Origin of the sequence: Streptomyces phaeofaciens, from assembly GCF_014648915.1 — a bacterium.
Taxonomy (GTDB): Bacteria; Actinomycetota; Actinomycetes; order Streptomycetales; family Streptomycetaceae; genus Streptomyces; species Streptomyces phaeofaciens.
The window spans coordinates 19694-39457 of sequence record NZ_BMSA01000049.1; the positions used below are offsets into that span (position 1 = coordinate 19694).

At 69.1% G+C, this 19764-nt stretch carries 20 protein-coding genes and 2 tRNA genes; 12 read left to right on the forward strand and 10 right to left on the reverse strand.

The annotated features are described in order from the left end of the window. Nucleotides 1–91: 91 nt before the first annotated feature. Entirely contained in the window at nucleotides 92–640 is a 549-nt protein-coding gene (locus IE275_RS42835; RefSeq protein ID WP_189718121.1) for a helix-turn-helix domain-containing protein, read from the reverse strand. Between the two features lie 182 nt (nucleotides 641–822). Here IE275_RS42835 and IE275_RS42840 point away from each other — a divergent pair. After that, a tRNA-Ala gene (locus IE275_RS42840) sits at nucleotides 823–895 on the forward strand. Nucleotides 896–965: 70 nt separating this feature from the next. Here the strand turns inward: IE275_RS42840 and IE275_RS42845 are convergent. Further along, nucleotides 966–1694 carry a DUF5324 family protein gene (locus IE275_RS42845; RefSeq protein ID WP_189718122.1) on the reverse strand — a complete coding sequence of 243 codons (729 nt, stop codon included), beginning with the start codon at nucleotides 1692–1694 and terminating at the stop codon, nucleotides 966–968. A gap of 314 nt (nucleotides 1695–2008) precedes the next feature. Between IE275_RS42845 and IE275_RS42850 the strand changes: the two genes are divergently transcribed. After that, complete coding sequence (locus IE275_RS42850; protein WP_189718123.1) at nucleotides 2009–2542, forward strand: peptidylprolyl isomerase; 534 nt, start codon at nucleotides 2009–2011, stop codon at nucleotides 2540–2542. 191 nt (nucleotides 2543–2733) lie between these two features. After that, nucleotides 2734–3624 carry a rhomboid family intramembrane serine protease gene (locus tag IE275_RS42855; protein WP_189718124.1) on the forward strand — a complete coding sequence of 297 codons (891 nt, stop codon included), beginning with the start codon at nucleotides 2734–2736 and terminating at the stop codon, nucleotides 3622–3624. 254 nt (nucleotides 3625–3878) lie between these two features. Here the strand turns inward: IE275_RS42855 and crgA are convergent, their stop codons facing one another. Then, nucleotides 3879–4133: a cell division protein CrgA gene (gene crgA / locus IE275_RS42860; protein ID WP_189718125.1), complete on the reverse strand. Its 255-nt coding sequence runs from the start codon at nucleotides 4131–4133 to the stop codon at nucleotides 3879–3881. A 141-nt stretch (nucleotides 4134–4274) separates the two neighbouring features. Between crgA and IE275_RS42865 the strand changes: the two genes are divergently transcribed. From IE275_RS42865 to IE275_RS42890, 6 genes are read left to right on the forward strand one after another with little or no spacing between them, the layout of a single operon-like run. Then, complete coding sequence (locus IE275_RS42865; protein ID WP_189718126.1) at nucleotides 4275–5042, forward strand: DUF881 domain-containing protein; 768 nt, start codon at nucleotides 4275–4277, stop codon at nucleotides 5040–5042. Nucleotides 5043–5076: 34 nt separating this feature from the next. After that, entirely contained in the window at nucleotides 5077–5769 is a 693-nt protein-coding gene (locus tag IE275_RS42870) for a class E sortase (protein WP_189718127.1), read from the forward strand. Between the two features lie 52 nt (nucleotides 5770–5821). Continuing rightward, nucleotides 5822–5983, forward strand: a complete 162-nt coding sequence (locus tag IE275_RS42875) for a hypothetical protein (RefSeq protein WP_189718128.1) — start codon at nucleotides 5822–5824, stop codon at nucleotides 5981–5983. Beyond that, entirely contained in the window at nucleotides 5980–6618 is a 639-nt protein-coding gene (locus tag IE275_RS42880) for an aminodeoxychorismate/anthranilate synthase component II (protein WP_189718129.1), read from the forward strand. The genes IE275_RS42875 and IE275_RS42880 overlap by 4 nt, the downstream gene beginning before the upstream one ends. Then, nucleotides 6615–7670, forward strand: a complete 1056-nt coding sequence (locus IE275_RS42885) for a class E sortase (protein WP_189718130.1) — start codon at nucleotides 6615–6617, stop codon at nucleotides 7668–7670. The genes IE275_RS42880 and IE275_RS42885 overlap by 4 nt, the downstream gene beginning before the upstream one ends. Nucleotides 7671–7721: 51 nt before the next feature. After that, complete coding sequence (locus tag IE275_RS42890; protein ID WP_189718131.1) at nucleotides 7722–8477, forward strand: class E sortase; 756 nt, start codon at nucleotides 7722–7724, stop codon at nucleotides 8475–8477. A 73-nt stretch (nucleotides 8478–8550) separates the two neighbouring features. Here IE275_RS42890 and pknB read toward each other — a convergent pair whose 3' ends face one another. The 6 genes from pknB to IE275_RS42920 form a co-directional block, all read right to left on the reverse strand. Then, a complete protein-coding gene (gene pknB, locus IE275_RS42895; protein ID WP_189718132.1) occupies nucleotides 8551–10509 on the reverse strand; it encodes a Stk1 family PASTA domain-containing Ser/Thr kinase in 1959 nt (652 codons plus the stop codon). Between the two features lie 169 nt (nucleotides 10510–10678). Next, nucleotides 10679–12148, reverse strand: coding sequence for a peptidoglycan D,D-transpeptidase FtsI family protein (locus IE275_RS42900; protein WP_189718133.1), 1470 nt, complete (start codon nucleotides 12146–12148; stop codon nucleotides 10679–10681). Next, entirely contained in the window at nucleotides 12145–13590 is a 1446-nt protein-coding gene (locus IE275_RS42905) for an FtsW/RodA/SpoVE family cell cycle protein (protein ID WP_189718134.1), read from the reverse strand. Before IE275_RS42905 ends, IE275_RS42900 begins: the two co-directional genes overlap by 4 nt. Before the next feature lie 27 nt (nucleotides 13591–13617). After that, nucleotides 13618–15213 (reverse strand): Stp1/IreP family PP2C-type Ser/Thr phosphatase, encoded by a 1596-nt coding sequence (locus IE275_RS42910; RefSeq protein WP_189718135.1) that lies wholly within the window; start codon nucleotides 15211–15213, stop codon nucleotides 13618–13620. 92 nt (nucleotides 15214–15305) lie between these two features. Beyond that, the gene (locus IE275_RS42915) at nucleotides 15306–15821 is read right to left on the reverse strand and encodes an FHA domain-containing protein FhaB/FipA (protein WP_189718136.1); all 516 of its coding nucleotides are present in this window, start codon (nucleotides 15819–15821) and stop codon (nucleotides 15306–15308) included. Between the two features lie 10 nt (nucleotides 15822–15831). Continuing rightward, nucleotides 15832–16707 (reverse strand): FHA domain-containing protein, encoded by an 876-nt coding sequence (locus IE275_RS42920; RefSeq protein ID WP_189718137.1) that lies wholly within the window; start codon nucleotides 16705–16707, stop codon nucleotides 15832–15834. A gap of 432 nt (nucleotides 16708–17139) precedes the next feature. Here IE275_RS42920 and IE275_RS42925 point away from each other — a divergent pair. Next, nucleotides 17140–17223 (forward strand) — tRNA-Leu (locus IE275_RS42925). Nucleotides 17224–17879: 656 nt separating this feature from the next. Here the strand turns inward: IE275_RS42925 and IE275_RS42930 are convergent. Next, the gene (locus IE275_RS42930) at nucleotides 17880–18482 is read right to left on the reverse strand and encodes a TetR/AcrR family transcriptional regulator (RefSeq protein ID WP_189718138.1); all 603 of its coding nucleotides are present in this window, start codon (nucleotides 18480–18482) and stop codon (nucleotides 17880–17882) included. 167 nt (nucleotides 18483–18649) lie between these two features. Between IE275_RS42930 and IE275_RS42935 the strand changes: the two genes are divergently transcribed. Both IE275_RS42935 and IE275_RS42940 read left to right on the forward strand, forming a co-directional pair. Next, the gene (locus tag IE275_RS42935) at nucleotides 18650–19354 is read left to right on the forward strand and encodes an AAA family ATPase (protein WP_189718139.1); all 705 of its coding nucleotides are present in this window, start codon (nucleotides 18650–18652) and stop codon (nucleotides 19352–19354) included. Between the two features lie 123 nt (nucleotides 19355–19477). Further along, a partial coding sequence (locus tag IE275_RS42940; protein ID WP_189718140.1) for a flavodoxin family protein occupies nucleotides 19478–19764 on the forward strand: 287 nt, incomplete at its 3' end.

Genomic DNA, 19764 nt, shown 5'->3' on the forward strand with positions numbered 1-19764 from the left:
CGAGCGCTTCCCCCGTGTGGTGCGCGTCCCCGTGCTTCCCCCTGTCCTCGATTCCCCGGCTGCCGAACCCCCTTCGGCGACGGGGACGAGGTCAGGCCTGGTGGGACTGGTAGTGCGTGACCGCGTCCGACGTACGGCCCGCGCCGTACACCCGGAGGAACTCCGCCAGCTCGGGGTGGCTCGGGGCGAGGGTGTCGGCGGCGTCGATGATGTCGCCGGCGGCCGCCACCGAGCGCAGCAGCGACTGGATCTCGCGGACCACCCGCTTGACCGTGGGCGCCCCCGAACTGCTCGTCGTCGTGGTGGTGTTGCTGAGCACCGAGCCCCCCTGCGACCGCTTGATCTCGTCCATCCGCTCGGTCGCCTCGGCGGCGCTGACGCTGCCGTCCGCGACCTGTCCGGCCAACTCCTGGAGCAGCTGCACCCGCTGCACCACGGCCGGGTTGCCGATCTTCGCCCGCTGACCGCTCATCAGCTGGGACAGCATGGGCGCCGACAGCCCCAGTACCCCCGCGAGACGAGCCTGGTTGAGGCCGAGATCGTCGATGAGCTTACGGAAGAGCGCCCCCAGCGGCTCCCCGTACCAGTTCCGCTGCAGTTCCCGCGCTCTCGCGGTCGCTTCCTGCTGTGCGGCGTCCATTGCGTCTCCCCATCGCTTCCCCAGAACATCCACGGTTCGCTGTAGCGAACCACGTCGAGCATCTTACGGAGAGTGGTCATCCGCGGGGACCCCCAATCTTTTTGCGAGATACCCCCGGTGACCCGGTACTCTGGTCTGCGGCGCCCACCGGTACGACCTTCCACCGGCCGGACGTCCCTTCCGGGGCCTTAGCTCAGTTGGTAGAGCGCTGTCTTTGCATGGCAGATGTCAGGGGTTCGACTCCCCTAGGCTCCACACAGCAGAACGCCCTCCGAACTGCGGAAACGCAGATTCGGAGGGCGTTCTTCGTCGGGGTCGCCGGTGTTCAGCCGCGTTCGTCGTCGCGCTTGGCCGCTTCCTCCTCGGCCTGCTTCGCCTGGACCTCGGGGTCCAGCACGGAGGCGTCCGGGCTGCCGTCCACCGAGGCCAGACCGTTCGAGGCGGGCATCTCCGTGGCGGCCGGCGGCTCGACCAGCCAGTCGGGGTTGGCCTGCTTGTCCCACCACCGCCAGGCCGCGAAGGCAGCCGCGGCGGCCGCACCGGCCACGAGCAGTGCCTTGGCGACCTTGCCGGCCTTCGCGCGCCGCCGGTGCTTGCGCACCAGCCGCTCGATCTCCTTCGGCGTCACCTGTCCGCGCAGCGCGGCCAGCGCGGCCATGCTGCGGGCGGCCGCCTCGTCCTTCACGGGTCCGGCCGCGGCCACGGCCTGCTCGATCCTCGGCCGGGAGTACTCGGCGGCCTGGCGCGAGTACTCGGCGGCCTGCCGGGCGGCCACCCGGGTGCGGGCGGCTGCCTCCTGGGCGGCCTGGTCGACCTTCGGCGGGACATGCGCCCGCGCCTGTTCCAGCCGGGGCGCGACATGGGCGTCGTACTGGACGCGGGCCTGTTCGGCGGCCTGCGTCACCTTGGGCGCGAGTCGTTCACGGGCCTCCTGCGCGTACAGCGCTGCCCTCTCCTTGGCCGTGTCGGCGTAGGGCGCCACCACTTCCGCGGCGTGCAGCACGCTGTCCTTCGCCGAGCCGGTCGCGGCGCGCACGCTGTCGATGCGGGTCACGGGTTCCTCCTCCTCGGTGGCGTACGTTATTTCGACTTTCCACCCTTTTACGGATCATGCCTGCCGTGGGCCGTCCCGGCATGCAGGGAAGGGCATCCGGGTGCCGATCCCTGTGATAGCGGGTGAATACGGGGCAACTGAGGGGTAACAGGGAGCTTGTCGTCGACACAGCCGACAATGCCACGGATCGGCGTCGCCCGCTCCCGTCCGGAGCCGCCCGGGACGCGGCCGGGGGATCCGGGCGCGATCGGGCACCGCGCGTTTCCGGCCGTGCGAGGATCGGTGGGATCACCGGAAGACATCGGAGGCACATCGTGGCCGAGCACCTCTACGCCACCCTGAGGACCAGCGCGGGCGACATCGAGATCCGGCTCTTCCCGGACCACGCACCGGTGACGGTACGGAACTTCGTCGAGCTCGCCACCGGCGGTCGTGAGTGGGTCCACCCCGCCACCGGCGAGCGGTCCCACGGCCACCTCTACGACGGCACGGTCTTCCACCGGGTGATCAGCGGCTTCATGATCCAGGGCGGTGACCCGCTGGGCAACGGCACCGGCGGTCCCGGCTACCAGTTCGCCGACGAGTTCCACCCGGATCTGCGCTTCGACCGGCCGTATCTGCTGGCCATGGCCAACGCCGGCCCGGCCACCAACGGCTCGCAGTTCTTCATCACGGTCGCCCCGACGGCCTGGCTGAGCCGTAAGCACACCATCTTCGGCGAGGTCACCGACCCGGCCGGCCAGAAGGTCGTGGACGCCATCGCCGCCACTCCGGTCAACCCGCGCACCGAACGTCCGCTGAACGACGTCGTCATCGAGTCGGTGGTCGTGGAGTCCCGCGAGCGCTGAACCCACGGGCGGGCGCCGGGCCGCCCGGCGACAGCGCCCACCGGCGTCGGTGCCCTCCGGCGCCAGTGCCCACCGCCCGTGACGACCCGCAGGCGAAACGCCCATCGGGAACCAAACGCCCCGCCCGTCCGTATGGAGGAGCGGGACGGTCTCGTCGTCCGCCCGTCGTCCACCACGAACTGGGGGAGCCCATGGACCAGGCGCCAGGCAGCCGGCCGGACGACGCGCACAGCGGCCTCCCCGTCTGTTACCGGCACCCCGACCGGGAGACCGGCATCCGCTGCACCCGCTGCGAGCGCCCGATCTGCCCGGAGTGCATGGTCAGCGCCTCCGTCGGCTTCCAGTGCCCCGAGTGCGTGCGCGGCGGCCCCGGTGCGGGTCCCGCCCCGGCGGCCTCCCGGCCGCGGACGATCGCCGGGGGCGCGGTCGCGGCCGATCCCCGGCTGCTCACCAAGATCCTGATCGGGATCAACCTCGCGGTGTTCCTCGCCGTGCAGGTGCGTTCCTCGCTGCTCGACTCCCTGGTGCTGATCGGCCAGTGGCCGCCCGCCCCCTTCACGCCCACCGAGGGCGTGGCCGAGGGCGAGTGGTACCGCATGGTCACCTCGGTCTTCACCCACGAGGAGATCTGGCACCTGGGCTTCAACATGCTCAGCCTCTGGTGGCTCGGCGGACCGCTGGAGCAGGCCCTCGGCCGGGTCCGCTATCTGACGCTGTACCTCGTCTCCGGCCTGGCCGGCAGCGCCCTGAGCTATCTGGTGGCCTCCCCCGGCACCGCCACCCTCGGCGCCTCGGGCGCGATCTTCGGCCTCTTCGGCGCCACGGCGGTCCTGATGCGCCGGCTGCGCTACGACATGCGGCCGATCATCGCCCTGCTGGTGATCAACCTGATCTTCACCTTCGGGATGAGCGGCATCTCCTGGCAGGCCCATATCGGCGGCCTGGTCGCCGGTGTCGTCATGGGGTACGGCATGGTCCACGCCCCGCGTGAGCGCCGGGCCCTGGTGCAGTTCGGGACCTGTGGGCTGGTGTTCGCGGTCATCGTCGTGTTGACCCTCCTGAGGACCGTCCAGCTCACCTGAGCGCATGGTTGTCCACAGTGGGTGGTGAATCTTGTGCACAACGTGCGGGAACAGCCGCGCCCCCTGCCGTCGGCCTACATTTATGCAGGTCAGGCAGGGGGCGAACGTGTTTTCGAGTGTGGGTGACAGCCGGTAGTTACGTCACACCGGCGTCAACACTCAGTGAGTTATCCACAGATCGTCTTTCTTTTCCCCATGTGGAAAACCGCTGTGGATAACTCAGCGAAGAGCCCTGGGGAGAGCTGGTCGGGCGGCTACTTCCACTGGGTGGAGACGCCGAACCCGGCCGCGATGAACCCGAAGCCGACGACGATGTTCCAGTTGTCCAGCTTGTCGATGGGCAGCGAACCGTCGGTCACGTAGAACACGACGATCCAGGTCAGCCCGATCAGGAACATCGCCAGCATGACGGGCGCGACCCAGGCACGGTTGTTCAGCTTGATCGCGGTCGCCGCCTTCGCCGGCGGCGGCGTGTAGTCGGCCTTCTTGCGGATACGTGACTTCGGCACGAGGGTCTCTCCTGTCGATGCGCTGCGTGGCCGCGCAGGTGCTGGGGTCGGGCTCGGGGGCTGCGTACTAGGGGACTGAGGGTCTCCCCCGGGCGTCCGTTAGCGTAGTGCTTCTACGGCGCCGAAGGAGATAAGGGTACGTTGAGCAATTCTGCCGACTCCCCCGGGACGGGGACAACGCCCCGCTTCCGTCCTGTGCGCATACTCACCGCGGGGGTCTTCGCCCTGGCGGGTCTCCTCTTCATCACCAGCTTCAACACCGCCAAGGGCACCAACCTGCGCACGGACGCCTCCCTGCTGAAGCTCTCCGACCTGATCCAGGAGCGCAGCCAGAAGAACGGCGAGCTGGACGAGTCCAACGCGAGCCTGCGCGACGACGTGGAATCCCTGGCCAAGGCCGGCGACGGCAGCACCACGGCCGAGGACGAGAAGCTCACCGGGCTGGAGCGGGACGCGGGCACCCGCACCCTCAAGGGCCGGGCGATCACGGTCACCCTGAACGACGCCCCGCCGAACGCCACCGCCAAGCTCCCCGGCTATCCCGAGCCGCAGCCCGACTACCTGGTCATCCACCAGCAGGACCTCCAGGCCGTGGTGAACGCGCTCTGGCAGGGCGGCGCCGAGGGCATCAAGGTCATGGACCAGCGGCTGATCTCCACCAGCGCCGTGCGCTGCGTCGGCAACACCCTGATCCTCCAGGGCCGCGTCTACTCACCGCCGTACAAGATCCAGGCGGTCGGGGACCCGGAGAAGCTCCAGAAGGCGCTCGCGCAGGCCCCGTCGATCCAGAACTACATGGTCTACGTCAATGTCTACGGCCTCGGCTGGAAAGTCACCGAGGACGGGACGGTGACTCTGCCGGGCTACTCGGGCACAGTGGATCTGCACTACGCCGAGCCCGTGGAGTAGCGGGCCGGCCCGCGAGTCCTTACTGGAGCCGCCGGTGCGGGTGATCGTCAGGACGTTCAGCGAGCTCTGTGTCACCGTGGGCGCCGTCATCGTGCTCTTCGTCGTCTACGTGCTGTTCTGGACGGGCGTCCGCGCCGACCACGCCATGGACGACCAGATCGACGTCCTCCAGGAACAGTGGGCGCACCAGGAGGCGGGGCCCACGGCCGGCGCCCCCGGTGCCGGCACCGGCGCCGCCCCCGGGCCGGTCCCGTACCGCGGCGGCAGGCCTTTCGCGATCATGTACATCCCGCGGCTCGGTTCCACCTGGAACAAGCCGGTCCTCGAAGGCACCGCGACCGGCACCCTGAAGAAGGGCCTGGGCCACTACGCGGGCACCGCCCGGCTCGGGCAGACCGGCAATTTCTCCGTCGCCGGACACCGCCGCACCTACGGCGACCCCTTCAAGGACTTCCCCCAGCTCAGGCGGGGGGACGCGGTGGTGCTGACGGACGGGACGACCTGGTTCACGTATCGCATCGACAAGGGGCCCTACAAAACCGTGCCCTCGGACGTCGAGGTGATCGGCGCTGTGCCACGTAAGTCGGGGTATACGCGTCCGGGCCGGTATCTGACGCTGACCACGTGCGATCCGGAATGGGGGCACAGTCACCGGCTGATCGTCTGGGCGCACCTGGACTCCACGCAGCCCGTGGAGGCAGGCGAACCGAAGGCCTTGCGCCGTTAGTCTGGTGGCGTACGGCGTGAGTCTGGTGCCGTGGTGCGACGGAAGGGACGGCATGTACGGCTGGATCTGGCGGCATCTGCCGGGAAACGCCTTGGTGAGGGCGCTGGTCTCGATCGTGCTGGTGCTGGCCGTCGTGTATGTCCTGTTCCAGTACGTCTTTCCGTGGGCCGAACCGCTGCTTCCCTTCAACGATGTGACGGTGGACAACCAGTGAGCGCACGCATTCTCGTCGTGGACAACTACGACAGTTTCGTCTTCAACCTGGTCCAGTACCTGTACCAACTGGGCGCCGAGTGCGAGGTCCTGCGCAACGACGAGGTCTCCACCGCCCACGCCCAGGACGGTTTCGACGGCGTCCTGCTCTCGCCCGGTCCGGGCACGCCCGAGGAGGCCGGGGTCTGCGTCGAGATGGTCCGCCACTGCGCGGCCACCGGCGTCCCCGTCTTCGGCGTCTGCCTGGGCATGCAGTCCATGCAGGTGGCGTACGGCGGAGTGGTCGACCGGGCGCCGGAACTCCTGCACGGCAAGACCTCGCCGGTGGAGCACGAGGGCAAGGGCGTCTTCGCCGGACTGCCGTCCCCCTTCACGGCCACCCGGTACCACTCACTGGCCGCCGAGCCGGCCACGGTCCCGGCCGAGCTGGAGGTCACGGCCCGCACCCACGACGGGATCATCATGGGCCTGCGCCACCGTGAACTGCCCGTCGAGGGCGTGCAGTTCCACCCGGAGTCGGTGCTCACCGAACACGGGCACCGGATGCTGGCCAACTGGCTGGTGGAGTGCGGCGACCAGGGCGCGGTGGCGAGGTCGGCGGGGCTCGCCCCGGTGGTGGGCAGGGCCACGGCGTGACCGCGCTGCGCCCCGAGCGCGAGGACGCGTACGGCACCGCGCCGTACGAGTCCTTCGGCGGTGATCCGTACGGCGGGCAGCCGTACGGGCAGGAGTCGTACCTGCCGCCTCCCGACGAGGAGACGGTGGCGCTGCGGATCCCGGAGCCACCGCCGGCCGCGTTCAACGGCGGGCCCATATCGGCTTCTGGCGCCCCAACGGCCCCTGGGGCAACCGGATCCGCCTCGGGCGGCCGGGCGGCCCGCAGAAAGGCGGCCAAGGGCCGTCGTGGGCGCCATGGGGGCGCACCCGCGGCTGCGGACGACGCGCCGGACATGCCGTCGCAGGGCGAGCGGCCCCTGTCCCGGGTGGAGGCCCGCAGGCGTCAGCGGGCACGGAAGCCGAGCGCGGCGGTCGTCGCGAGCCGGGCGGTCGGCGAGGTCTTCATCACCACCGGTGTGCTGATGCTGCTGTTCGTCACCTACCAGCTGTGGTGGACGAACGTCCGCGCGCACGCGCAGGCCAGCCAGGAGGCCGACAGCCTCCAGGACGACTGGGCGAGCGGCAAGGGCAACCCGGGCACCTTCTCGCCCGGACAGGGCTTCGCCATCCTGCACATCCCCAAGCTGGACGTGGTGGTGCCCATCGCCGAGGGCGTCAGCAACAAGAAGGTGCTCGACAAGGGCATGGTCGGGCACTACGGCGAGGACGCGCTGAAGACCGCCATGCCCGAGGACAAGACCGGCAACTTCGGGCTCGCGGGACACCGCAACACCCATGGCGAACCGTTCCGGTACATCAACCGGCTCGAGAAGGGCGACTCCATCGTCGTCGAGACGCAGAACGAGTACTTCGTCTACAAGATGGCGTCGATCCTGCCGGTGACCTCGCCCAGCAACACCAGCGTCCTCGACCCCGTCCCGGCGGGCGCCGGATTCACCGGGCCGGGCCGCTACATCACACTCACCACCTGTACGCCGGAGTTCACCAGCAAGTATCGGCTGATCGTCTGGGGCAAGATGGTCGAGGAACGGCCGCGCAGCAAGGGCAAGCCCGACGCGCTCGTCCAGTAAGAGCCTTGGATATGGGCCCTGCGCAAGGGCTTCGAGTAAGGGCAGAGAATCGTGGCAGCGACCACCGACGACACCGACAACGCGGAGCACACCGACGCGCCCGTACCGGCACCGGCGCCGCCGCGCCGCAGGGGCGGGAAGATCGCGCTGGCGGTCAGCGTCTTCGGTGAACTCCTCATCACCGCCGGGCTGGTGCTCGGCCTGTTCGTCGTCTACTCCCTGTGGTGGACCAACGTCGTCGCCGACCGCCACGCCGACCGGCAGGGCGACAAGGTGCGCGACAACTGGGCCGGCGGGGACAGCGGCCCGGGGTCGCTGGACACCCTGGACGGCATCGGCTTCCTGCACGTCCCGGCGATGCGCAACGGGGAGGTGCTGGTCGAGAAGGGCACCTCCACCAAGATCCTCAACGACGGCGTCGCCGGCTACTACACCGACCCCGTCAAGGCCACGCTCCCCACCAGCGGCAAGAAGGGCAACTTCACCCTCGCCGCGCACCGCGACGGCCATGGCGCGAAGTTCCACAACATCGACAAGCTGGAGAAGGGCGACCCGATCGTCTTCGAGACGAAGGACGACTGGTACGTCTACAAGGTGTTCGCCGTGCTGCCGGAGACGTCGAAGTACAACGTCGAGGTCCTGGGCGCGGTCCCCGAGGAGTCCGGCACCAAGAAGGCCGGCCACTACATCACCCTGACGACCTGCACCCCGGTCTACACGAGCCGCTACCGGTACGTGGTGTGGGGCGAGCTGGAACGCGTGCAGAAGGTGGACGCGGACCGCACCCCGCCGAAGGAACTGGACTGACGGACCGCACGAGAGGGGCCCCGCCGGATGTGTCCGGCGGGGCCCCTCTCGTGTGCTGCGGAGTGTCCCGGCCTCAGCCGAAGATTCCTCCGTTGTCGTTGCCCCCGTTGTTGCCGCCGCCCTTGAAGGTGACCAGGTTGATCGCCTGGCCCTTGTTCACGGTGTTGCCGGCGCCGGGGTCGGAGCTGAAGACCGTGGCGTCGTCGTCCTGGGAGCCGGTGATGTTGCCGACCGTCAGGCCCGCGTCCTGAATCGCCTTCTTGGCGTCCTTCAGGCTCTGGCCCTGGAGGTTGGGCACCTGGGTCTGGCTGCTCCTGCCGATCTGGATCGTGACCGTGGAGCCCTTGTCGGCCTGCGAACCGATGGACGGGCTGGTCGAGATGACCTTGCCGACCTGGTTCTGGTCCTGGGTGTCCACCTCGACGCAGTTGCCGCTCAGGTTGTTCTGCTGCATCTGCGCCTTGGCCTCGTCACAGGACTTGCCCGCGACGTCCGGGACGGTCGCCTTCTCCTCGGCCTTGGCGATGGTCAGGGTGATGGTGGAACCCTTCTCGACCTCCTCGCCGAGCTTCGGGTCCTGGTCGAGGACGGTGCCGGCCTCCTCGCCGGAGATCTCCTCCTCGGTCTTGACGACGAACTGGTACTTGTCGTCCTCCAGGATCTGCTTGGCCTCGTCCTGGTCCTTGCCGAGCACACTCGGGACGGCCACCTTCGGCGCCCCGGTCGAGACCACCAGCTTGACGGTGTCGCCCTTGTTGACCTTGGCGCCCACCTTCGGATCCTGCTCGCAGACGTTGCCCTTGGGCTGGTCCTCGCAGGGTTTCTCGGTGGTCGTGACCGTCAGGTCCACGTTCTCGGCCATTGTCTTGGCCTGGGCCAGGGGCTGGCCGACGAGGGTCGGCACCGCGAACGGTTTGTCGTCCGCCTTGCCGCTGAACGCCCACTTGCCGATCAGGATCGCGCCGACCAGCACCAGGACCGCGGCCACCACCAGCAGGATCGTCGAGGTGTTCGACTTCTTCTGGCGGCGCCGGTCCGGGCGGTCGTCGTAGCCGTAACCGCTGTCGTCCGGGCTCATGGGCGGCAGCATCGACGTGGCGCCGGCGTCCGCGGAGCGCAGGGCCGTGGTGGCCTGGTCGTCGCCGTAGCCGGCGTAGCCGACCGAGCCCATCGCCGCCGTCGCCCCGACCGGCTGGCCGTCGAGGCAGGCCTCGATGTCGACACGCATCTCGTCGGCCGACTGGTAGCGGTAGTTCGGGTCCTTGACCAGTGCCTTGAGGACGATCGCGTCCATCTCCGGCGTGATCTCGGGGTCGAACACGCTCGGCGGCTGCGGCTCCTCCCGCACGTGCTGGTAGGCCACGGCCACCGGGGAGTCGCCCACGAACGGCGGGCGGACCGTCAGCAGCTCGTAGAGCAGACAGCCCGTCGAGTAGAGGTCCGACCGCGCGTCGACCTGCTCGCCCTTCGCCTGCTCCGGCGAGAGGTACTGGGCCGTGCCGATGACCGCAGACGTCTGGGTCATCGTCATCCCGGAGTCGCCCATGGCGCGCGCGATGCCGAAGTCCATGACCTTGACCTGGCCGTTGCGCGTCAGCATGACGTTCGCGGGCTTGATGTCACGGTGGACGATGCCGGCTCTGTGCGAGTACTCCAGCGCCTGGAGGATGCCGATCGTCATCTCCAGCGTGCGCTCCGGCAGCAGCTTGCGGCCGGAGTGGAGCAGCTCACGCAGGGTGGACCCGTCGACGTACTCCATGACGATGTACGGGATCGAGACCCCGTCCATGTAGTCCTCGCCGGTGTCGTAGACCGCGACGATCGCCGGGTGGTTCAGTGAGGCGGCCGACTGGGCCTCGCGGCGGAACCGGGCCTGGAAGGAAGGGTCGCGCGCGAGGTCCACGCGCAGCGTCTTCACCGCCACGGTGCGGCCGAGGCGGATGTCATGCGCGAGATAGACCTCGGCCATGCCACCACGGCCGAGCACATGGCCCAGCTCGTACCGGCCGCCGAGGCGACGCGGCTCTTCCATAGCTACCTACCAGCCCTCTCCGTCGGTCCCGACCGGCACACGTGTGCGGTCGAAGGCTGCCGTCCGGGCATACCGTACCCGGACGGCGCTGTGTGACCTGGCCAAGCCCGTCACCTGATGCAGGACCGGTATCGCAACGTGCACCGATGTGAAGGCAACGTGATGGGGGTCACTTCTTACTGTCGATGACTGCCTTCATCACGTCCTTCGCGATCGGGGCCGCGAGCCCGCCGCCGCTGATGTCGTCGCGGACGGCGGAACCGTCCTCCACGACCACGGCGACGGCCACCGGCGAGTTGCCGTCGACCATGGCGTACGAGATGAACCAGGCGTACGGCTTCTCACTGTTGTTCAGGCCGTGCTGCGCGGTACCGGTCTTGCCGCCGACGGTCGCGCCCGAGATCTTGGCGTTGCCACCGGTGCCCTGCGGATCGTTGACCACGGTCTCCATCATCTTCTGGAGTTTCTGCGCGGTTTCCGAGGAGACGGCCTGGGAGAGCTCCTGCGGCTCGGTCGTCTCGATGGTGTCCAGGTTCGCGGCCCTGAGCTGGTCGACCATGTACGGCTTCATCAGCTTGCCGTCGTTGGCGACCGCCGAGGCGATCATCGCCATCTGGAGCGGGGTGGCCCGGTTGGACGCCTGGCCGATGCCGTCCATGGCGTTCTGCGGGGCGTTGTCCTCGGGGTAGATGGACTCGGCCGCGCGGACCGGGGTGTCCAGCTCGTCGTTGTTGAAGCCGAACTTCTCCGCCTGGTCGATCATCTTCTCGTTGCCGACGTTGTCGGCCATCTTCGCGAAGACGGTGTTGCAGGAGACCATGAGCGCGTACCGCAGGCTCGCGTTCTTGCACTCACCGTGCTCGTTGGTGAGGTCCGTGGTGGTCTGCGGCAGCTGGTAGGGGTCCGGCGTCTTGGTGGCGTCGTCGATCCCGGACACCTCGCCGTTCTCCAGCGCGGCCGCGGCCGTGACCACCTTGAAGGTGGAGCCCGGCGGGTAGGTCTCGCGGAGCGCGCGGTTCAGCATCGGGTTGTCCTCGTTGTTCTCCTTCTGCACCGCCTTCCACGCCTTCTCGTCCGAGCCGGAGGTGCCGGCGAACTTCGACGGGTCGTACGACGGCGTGGAGACCAGCGCGAGGATCTTGCCGGTGGACGGCTCGATCGCGGCGACGGCGCCCTTCTTGTTGCCCAGCCCCTCGTACGCGGCCTTCTGCGCGGCGGCGTTGAGGGTGGTGACGACGGCGCCGCCCTGCTTCTTCTTGCCCGTGATCATGTCGAGCGTGTTGCGGAAGAAGAGCCGGTCGTCGTTGCCGGTGAGGATGCCGTCCTCCAGCTTCTCCAGCTGGTTGGCGCCGAACGCCTGCGACGAGTAGCCGGTGACCGGCGCCCACATGGCGCCGTTCGTCCAGGTGCGCTTGTACTTGAAGTCGCCGCTGCTGGACTCCACGGAGCCCGTGATGGCCTTGCCGTCGACGATGATGTCGCCGCGCGGGGTCGCGTAGCGGGCGATGTTGACGCGGCGGTTCTCGTCGTCGCCGGCCAGGTCGTCGGCCTTGGCGTACTGGAGCCAGTTGTCGCGGATGAGCAGGGTGAGGATCAGGAGTCCGCAGAAGATCGCGATCCGGCGCAGGGGCTTGTTCATGACGGGCGGACCACCTGGGTCATCTCGGCGTCGGGGTTGGAGGCGGGGGCCGGGGCCGGGCGCCGCGCGGTGTCGCTGATCCTGATCAGGATGCCGATCAGGGCCCAGTTGGCGATGACGGAGGAACCGCCGTACGCCAGGAACGGCATCGTCATACCGGTGAGCGGGATGAGGCCCATCACACCGCCGGCGACGACGAACACCTGGAGGGCGAAGGCGCCGGAGAGGCCGATGGCGAGCAGCTTGCCGAATGGGTCGCGGGCGGCGAGCGCGGTGCGCACACCGCGTTCGACGATCAGGCCGTACAGCAGCAGGAGCGCCATGATGCCGGCCAGGCCCAGCTCCTCGCCGAAGGTGGCGAGGATGAAGTCGGAGTTGGCGGCGAAGCGGATCAGCTCGGAGTGGCCCTGGCCCCAGCCGGTGCCCAGGGTGCCGCCGGAGCCGAACGCCCACAGCGCCTGCATGGCCTGCTCGGAGTGGCCGACCTGGCCCGCGCGGGAGAGCGTGTACTCCTTCATCGGGTCGAGCCAGGCCTGGACACGCTGCTGCACGTGCGATTCGAAGCTGGCCACGCCGACCGCGCCGCCCGCGGACATCAGCAGACCGAAGACGATCCAGCTGGTCCGCTCGGTGGCGACGTACAGCATGATGACGAACATTCCGAAGAACAGCAGCGAGGTGCCGAGGTCCGTCTCGAAGACCAGGATGAGGATCGAGATGAACCAGACGACCAGGATCGGGCCCAGGTCGCGGCCGCGCGGCAGGTAGAGGCCGAGGAAGCGGCGGCTGGCCAGGGCGAGCGCGTCGCGCTTCACCATCAGATAGCCGGCGAAGAAGATCGCCAGGACGATCTTGGCGAACTCACCGGGCTGGATGGAGAAGCCGGCGACGGAGATCCAGATCTTGGCGCCGTAGATGTTCTGGCCGAGACCCGGCACCAGCGGGAGCAGCAGCAGGAAGACCGCGCCGACCATGGAGATGTAGGTGTAGCGCTGAAGGACGCGGTGGTCCTTGAGGAAGATCAGCACCACGATGAAGAGCGCGATGCCCATCGCCGTGTACAGCAGCTGGCGGGGCGCGGCGGTACCGGCCTGCTCGATGGACTGGAGCAGCTTGGACTGGTCCAGCCGCCAGATGGCGACGAGCCCGAGTCCGTTCAGCAGCGTGGCCAGCGGCAGCAGCAGCGGGTCGGCGTACGGCGCGAACTTGCGGACGACCAGATGGGCGACGCCGGCCAGCAGGCCGAGGCCGAGGCCGTAGCTCAGGAGGCCGGACGGCACCTCCTCGTTGATCGCGAGGCCCACGTTGGCGTAGGCGAAGACCGGGATCAGGACGGCGAACACCAGGAGCGCCAGCTCGGTGTTGCGCCGGCTCGGAGTACCGATCGAGCCGATCGTGGACGTGTGGTGCGTCGGCGTGTTCGACGTGTTCGTACTGCTCATGGTGTGACAGGGCCTCTCACGGCTTGCCTACTGCTCACCGCACCGCGAGACGACCTTCTGCTCTTCCTCCGAGAGAGTGGGGCCGGGGTTGGGAGTGGCGGTCGCGGACGGGGACGGGGACGACGAACCCGACGGCTGGCTCGGGTTCGGGGTCGGGCTCGGTGATGCCTTGGACGTGAGGGACACGGGAGTGGTTCCCGTGGTTCCGCCGGCCTGGCCCGACCCGGACGACGGGGAGGCGGCCGTTTTCTCGGCCGTGTCGGCCTGCGTCTGCTTCTTGCACGCGGACGCCTGCACGGACAGTTCCTCGATCTTCTGCCGGGCGCTGTTCAGGCTGCCCTCGGGGATGGTCGCCTCGACCTGCTTCTGCTGGTACTGCGGCAGGTACTTGAGTTCGATCTCGGGGTGGTCCTTCTCGACCTTCGAGAGCGAGACCCAGGCCAGGTCCTGGCTGATGCCCCGGTACAGCGCGAGGTGCTCGCCGTTGGTGCCGACGTAGTACTGGGTCTGCGTCCAGCGCCAGCCGCCGTACAGGCCGCCGCCGATGACGGCGAGGGTGAGGGCGCTGTAGAGGGATCTCTTCAGCCACTTGCGGCCCTTGCGCGGCTTCACGAAGTCTTCGTCCGTGTAGTCGCCGAATCCGTCGGTGGGGATGAAGCCGGTGACGTCGCCGGAGCCGGGCGGGCCGAACTCGCCGCCCCCGCCCTGTCCGTGACGGCGCCGGCCGAGGCCCGCGGCGCGGCCGGCCGGGGTCTGCATGATGCCGTTGTCGTGCAGCTGGTTCTGGTTCTCGGCGACGGCGCCGACCACGACCGGGGTGTCGGAGAGCTGTCCGGCGAGGGTGTCGCCGGTGTCCAGGTCGAGGACGTCCGCGACGATCACGGTGATGTTGTCGGGCCCGCCGCCGCGCAGCGCCAGCTCGATGAGGTTCTGGACGGTCTCCTGCGGGCCCTGGTAGCTGGCGAGGGTGTCCTCCAGCGTCTGGTGGGACACCACGCCGGAGAGGCCGTCGGAGCAGATCAGGTAGCGGTCGCCGGCCCGGACCTCGCGGATCGACAGGTCGGGCTCGACATGCTCGCCGCTGCCCAGGGCCCGCATCAGCAGGGAGCGCTGGGGGTGGGTGGTGGCCTCTTCCTCGGTGATCCGGCCCTCGTCGACCAGCCGCTGCACCCAGGTGTGGTCCTGGGTGATCTGGGTGAGGACGCCGTCCCGCAGGAGATAGGCGCGCGAGTCGCCGACGTGCACGAGCCCGAGCCGCTGGCCCGTCCACAGCAGCGCGGTCAGGGTGGTCCCCATGCCTTCCAGCTGGGGGTCCTCCTCGACCAGGGAGCGCAGCTGGTCGTTGGCCCGCTGGACGGCGGTGCCGAGCGAGGTGAGCACGTCGGAGCCGGGCACGTCGTCGTCGAGGGCGACGATGGTGGAGATGGCCTCGGAGGAGGCGACCTCACCGGCGGCGGCGCCGCCCATGCCGTCGGCGATGGCGAGCAGGCGGGGCCCGGCGTACCCGGAGTCCTCGTTGCCCTCGCGGATCATGCCCTTGTGCGATCCGGCGGCGAAGCGCAGTGACAGACTCATGCGCACCTCGCCCGTCGGCCCCGGGTACAGCCGGTCGTGTCGAGCCACACTGCCCACCCTCCGGTCGGGAGCGCGCCGGGGCCCGGGGTGCCGGCCACCGTGGCGTGCTCGCTCCGCTCGCGCTCACTCATGATGTAGCACTACTTCCGCAGCTCGATGACGGTCTTGCCGATGCGGATCGGCGCGCCCAGCGGGATCGGTGTGGGAGTCGTCAGCCGCGTTCGGTCGAGGTACGTGCCGTTGGTGGAGCCAAGGTCCTCGACGATCCACTGGCCGTCGCGGTCCGGGTAGATCCTGGCATGACGGCTGGAGGCGTAGTCGTCGTCCAGCACGATCGTGCTGTCGTGCGCCCGGCCCAGGGAGATGGTCTGGCCCTGGAGCGCGACGGTCGTGCCGGTGAGGGTTCCCTCGGACACGACGAGCTTGGACGGGGCGTTGCGGCCCCGGCGGCCGCCGGCGGCGGGCTGCTGGCGCTGCTGCGGAGGCGCCTGCTGGCGCCGGTCCGTCTGCGGCCGGGCGCTCTCCCGGCGGGCACCGCGCTGGGTGACGCGCGTACCGAACAGGTCGCTGCGGATGACCTGCACGGCCACGATCACGAACAGCCACAGTACGGCCAGGAAACCCAGCCGCATGACCGTGAGGGTCAGCTCTGACATTGCCCCCGCTTCACCCTTCGGCTTGCCTATAGATAACGGTGGTGCTGCCCACGACGATCCGCGAGCCGTCGCGGAGCGTAGCGCGGGTGGTGTGCTGTCCGTCCACCACGATGCCGTTGGTGGAGCCGAGATCCTGGATCGTCGAGGGCGATCCGGTGCGGATCTCACAGTGCCGGCGGGACACGCCGGGGTCGTCGATCCGCACGTCGGCCTCGGTGGAACGGCCCAGGACGAGCGATCCGCGGGAGATCTGGTGGCGGGTGCCGTTGATCTCGATCCAGTGGCGGGCCCGCGAGCCGGGCTGCGGCGCGCCGGCCAGGCCGCCGCCTGCCGCGCCGGTGCGCTGGGCACCCGCGGCGGGCGGGTAGCCGTAGCCGCCGGGACGGCCCGCCCCGCCGGACGGCGGTGCGGCCGGCATGGGAGGCGCGCCCGCGGCACCGGTGGGAGGGTAGCCGTAGCCGCCGGGACGCTGGGCGCCTCCGGCGGGCGCCGCGGGCGCCTGCTGGCTGCTGGAGGAGGCGAGCGTACGGCTGCGCACCCGGTACAGGCCGGTGTCGAGGTCGTCCGCCTTCTCGAGGTTGACCTTGATCGGGCCCATGAAGGTGTAGCGCTGCTGCTTGGCGTAGTCGCGCACCATGCCGGCGAGCTCGTCGCCGAGCTGGCCGGAGTAGGGGCTGAGGCGCTCGTGGTCCGGCGCGCTCAGCTCCACGATGAAGTCGTTGGGGACGACGGTGCGGTCCCGGTTCCAGATGGTCGCGTTGTTGTCGCACTCCCGCTGGAGCGCTCCCGCGATCTCGACGGGCTGGACCTCGGACTTGAAGACCTTGGCGAAGGTGCCGTTGACCAGACCCTCGAGACGCTGCTCGAATTTCTTCAGGACTCCCATGGGGCACCTCCTCCGTCGTGACCTGCGTCCCGTGTCCTGCTGCCTGCGCTGCTTACCTGGTACTGCTTACTGATCGTATCCACGCGCGGGTGAATCGGCTGGTTCCCCCTGTCGGCCCCGTCGACAGGTGTCGACGACCCTCTTCCTCACCTGCTTCCGTACCTGTTTTCTGCCCAGGATCGTAGAGGCGGCCGAGGACCAGTGTCCCGCACCTGACTGTGGACCTCGTCCTGCTCCGGGGGAGACGACGGCCATAGGTACGAGGTTGATACGTGAACCGGTCGTAGCCGAGACCTACGGGCCGCCGATGGATTCCCCGGTCACACGTGCCCCGGAACAAGGGATGTGAACGCACCCTGCCCATCGTGCTAATCTTCTGCATGTCGGAAGGCGCCGGGCCGAAAAGCCCACAAGCCCGAGGACACACCCAATGCGCGGGTGGCGGAATAGGCAGACGCGCTGGATTCAGGTTCCAGTGCCCGCAAGGGCGTGGGGGTTCAACTCCCCCCTCGCGCACCGTCGAAGAGGCGGCTCGATACTCATCGAGCCGCCTCTTCTCGTATGCCCGGCCCTGTCCTGATGTGAGGGTTGTCTCGGCGTCACCCCGAGGCGGCCTCGGTCATCGTTGTGAGGAAGGTCTCAAGGTCGGGCGGGGTCGGGGAGGTCCGGGGCATGGGTCGGCCGGAGTGGCCCCGTGGTCACGGTGCGTAGTGGACCGGGCGGGGTGCGCGGTGGGTGCGCGGTGGTCCGGTCCAGGGTGTCCGGTGACGAGGAATGGCCGAAACCTGACGGCCCGCCCGGCGCGGAGACGCTCTTCCGGGGTGCGGCGGACGCGTACGGGAACGCCCGGGGTCCGGTGAGCGGCCGGCGGAGCGGCAGGTCGGACGGCGTTCCGGCGGTTTCTCGCGGGGGGCGCCGGCGTCGTGGGGCCCGGCGGAGAGGATCCGAACGCGAGTCCGTCAGGTAGGGCGGTGAACGCTTGCGCGGCCGGCCGAGGCCTCATTACCGTCGATCGCGTTCCCAAGTTCGTAGAAGCGCGAAGTATCGCAGGGTGACGAGAGGGACCCTGGGGGGAGTAGGGGGAGTATGTCGGCGGTCCTCATCGAGACCGGGCCGGAGACGGAGGCCGTCTCCGGGGCCGGCGGCCGGTCGGGCGCGGGGGGTGCCCCGGGTCAGGGCTGTGGTGGCGTGGTGCCGGGTGCGGTGGCTGTCGTGGCGCCGCGTTCCGCGAAGGTGACGAGGAAGTCCCTGAGCGACGCCATGTCCTCGGCCTCACCCGTGGCCTCCTGGCAGAGCCGGCTCAGCTGCGGCATGGCCATGGGCCAGGCGCCCAGTCCGATCAGTGTCAGCAGCAGGCGTCCGCCGTCGTCCACCGGGCGGTCGGTCGCCGAGGCCAGCGCCTGGGCCGCGCCCGCGTACCAGGAAGCCCGCTCGGAGACGTCGTAGGTACCGACGTATCCCTCTTGCAGTCCTTCGAACATGAGCAGTCGCAGCAGTGTCGGGTCGTTGCGGTGGTAGTCGAAGATGCGGCCCACGTAGTCGCCGATTGATCCCTCGCCCGGGCGTACCTCCCGGACCAGTTCGGCCATCGCCTCGGCGATGACCGCCTTGAACAGCCCCTCCTTGCTCTGGAAGTGCCCGTAGATGCGCTCCTTGTTGACGCCTGCGCGCTCCGCGATGCGGTTCACCCGGGCTCCGGCGATGCCGTAGCTGCTGAACTCCACTCGCGCGGCGTCCAGGAGTCGGCGCTTGGTTTCTTCGGTGCTTCCTGCCATGTGAACACCCTATTACCAAACAACTGGTTGGTTGACGCCCGTTCGATGCATATGCAAGGGTTCTACCAACCAACAGGTTGGATGGCGGGGATCGTCCTCGGCCGCCTCGGCCGTGCCCGTTGCCCCGGCTGTCCTCAACTTGTCTTCGACCGAAAGGCCATCAGGGCGTGAAGATCGCTATCTCAGGTACGTACTCGGCCGGCAAGACGTCCACGGTCATGACGCTGTCCCGCTACACCGGCGTCCCGCGCACCCTGGCCCGCACGATCCGCGAGATCCTCCCCGAGGCGGTGCCCGGCAAGGCCCTGTCGCAGGTCACACCGGCCGAGTTCCTCCAGCTGATGCTGCGGCGGCACACCGGACGCGCGGTGGCGGAAGGTCTGCTCGGCGACCACTTCATCTCCGACGGCTCCTCCCTCCAGGAGTGGCTCTACGGCGCGGGGCGCGTCATGCACGGGATGAACCCCAACGCGACCGCGGAGAACGCGGGTGGGCTGGCCGCCGTGCAGGAGGCGGAGATGGAGTTCTTCGCCAAGGTGGTCGACCAGTACGCCATCGCGCTCAAGGCCCATGTGAAGAGCACCTACGACGCCTATGTGCACCTCGAACACGAGCTGCCGATCGCCTCGGACGGCCACCGGCCGATGAACGAGGGCTTCCGCGCCACGATCGACAAGAAGCTGCTGGAGACGCTCGACGAGCTGGAGATCCCGTACCACCTCGTCCGGGGCACGATGCCGGAGCGCCTGACGCAGATCTGTGAACTGTTCGACCTCACACCCGTCATGAGCATGGACGAGGCGATCGAACTGGCCCGCAAGGACTACGCGGCGCAGGACTTCCGCCTCGAGACCGAGCGCATCGCCGCCTGAACGGCCCTTCCGGCGGCCGCACTTCGGTCTTCGGCCCGCCGTCTTCCCCAGTCCCCGGGTCTCCTGGCCCACAGGCCTCCAGGCCCCTGTCTCCTTGTCCCCGTTCCCCGGGAGGGATCCCCCATGTCCAAGAAGCCTCGTATCGCCGTTGCCTATTTCTCCGGGTTCGGGCATACCGATCGTCTTGCGGAGGCGGTGAGGAGTGGTGCTGTGGAGGCCGGTGCGGAGGTCGAGCTGGTCCGGGTCGACGCGATGTCGGAGGAGGAGTGGCGGGTGTTGGACGAGGCGGACGCGATCGTGTTCGGTTCGCCGACCTATATGGGGTCGGCGGCGGGTGCGTTCCATGTGTTCGCGGAGTCGACGAGCAAGCGGTGGGCGTCGGCGGCGTGGAAGGACAAGCTGGGTGCGGG

Coding starts and splice junctions, on each gene's coding strand:
- IE275_RS42875 (WP_189718128.1), top strand. CDS start 5,822: ATGTACGGCTGGATCTGGCGGCATCTGCCGGGAAACGCCTTGGTGAGG.
- IE275_RS42930 (WP_189718138.1), bottom strand. CDS start 18,482: ATGGCAGGAAGCACCGAAGAAACCAAGCGCCGACTCCTGGACGCCGCG.
- IE275_RS42855 (WP_189718124.1), top strand. CDS start 2,734: ATGGACCAGGCGCCAGGCAGCCGGCCGGACGACGCGCACAGCGGCCTC.
- IE275_RS42900 (WP_189718133.1), bottom strand. CDS start 12,148: ATGAACAAGCCCCTGCGCCGGATCGCGATCTTCTGCGGACTCCTGATC.
- pknB (WP_189718132.1), bottom strand. CDS start 10,509: ATGGAAGAGCCGCGTCGCCTCGGCGGCCGGTACGAGCTGGGCCATGTG.
- IE275_RS42915 (WP_189718136.1), bottom strand. CDS start 15,821: ATGTCAGAGCTGACCCTCACGGTCATGCGGCTGGGTTTCCTGGCCGTA.
- IE275_RS42835 (WP_189718121.1), bottom strand. CDS start 640: ATGGACGCCGCACAGCAGGAAGCGACCGCGAGAGCGCGGGAACTGCAG.
- IE275_RS42905 (WP_189718134.1), bottom strand. CDS start 13,590: ATGAGCAGTACGAACACGTCGAACACGCCGACGCACCACACGTCCACG.
- IE275_RS42920 (WP_189718137.1), bottom strand. CDS start 16,707: ATGGGAGTCCTGAAGAAATTCGAGCAGCGTCTCGAGGGTCTGGTCAAC.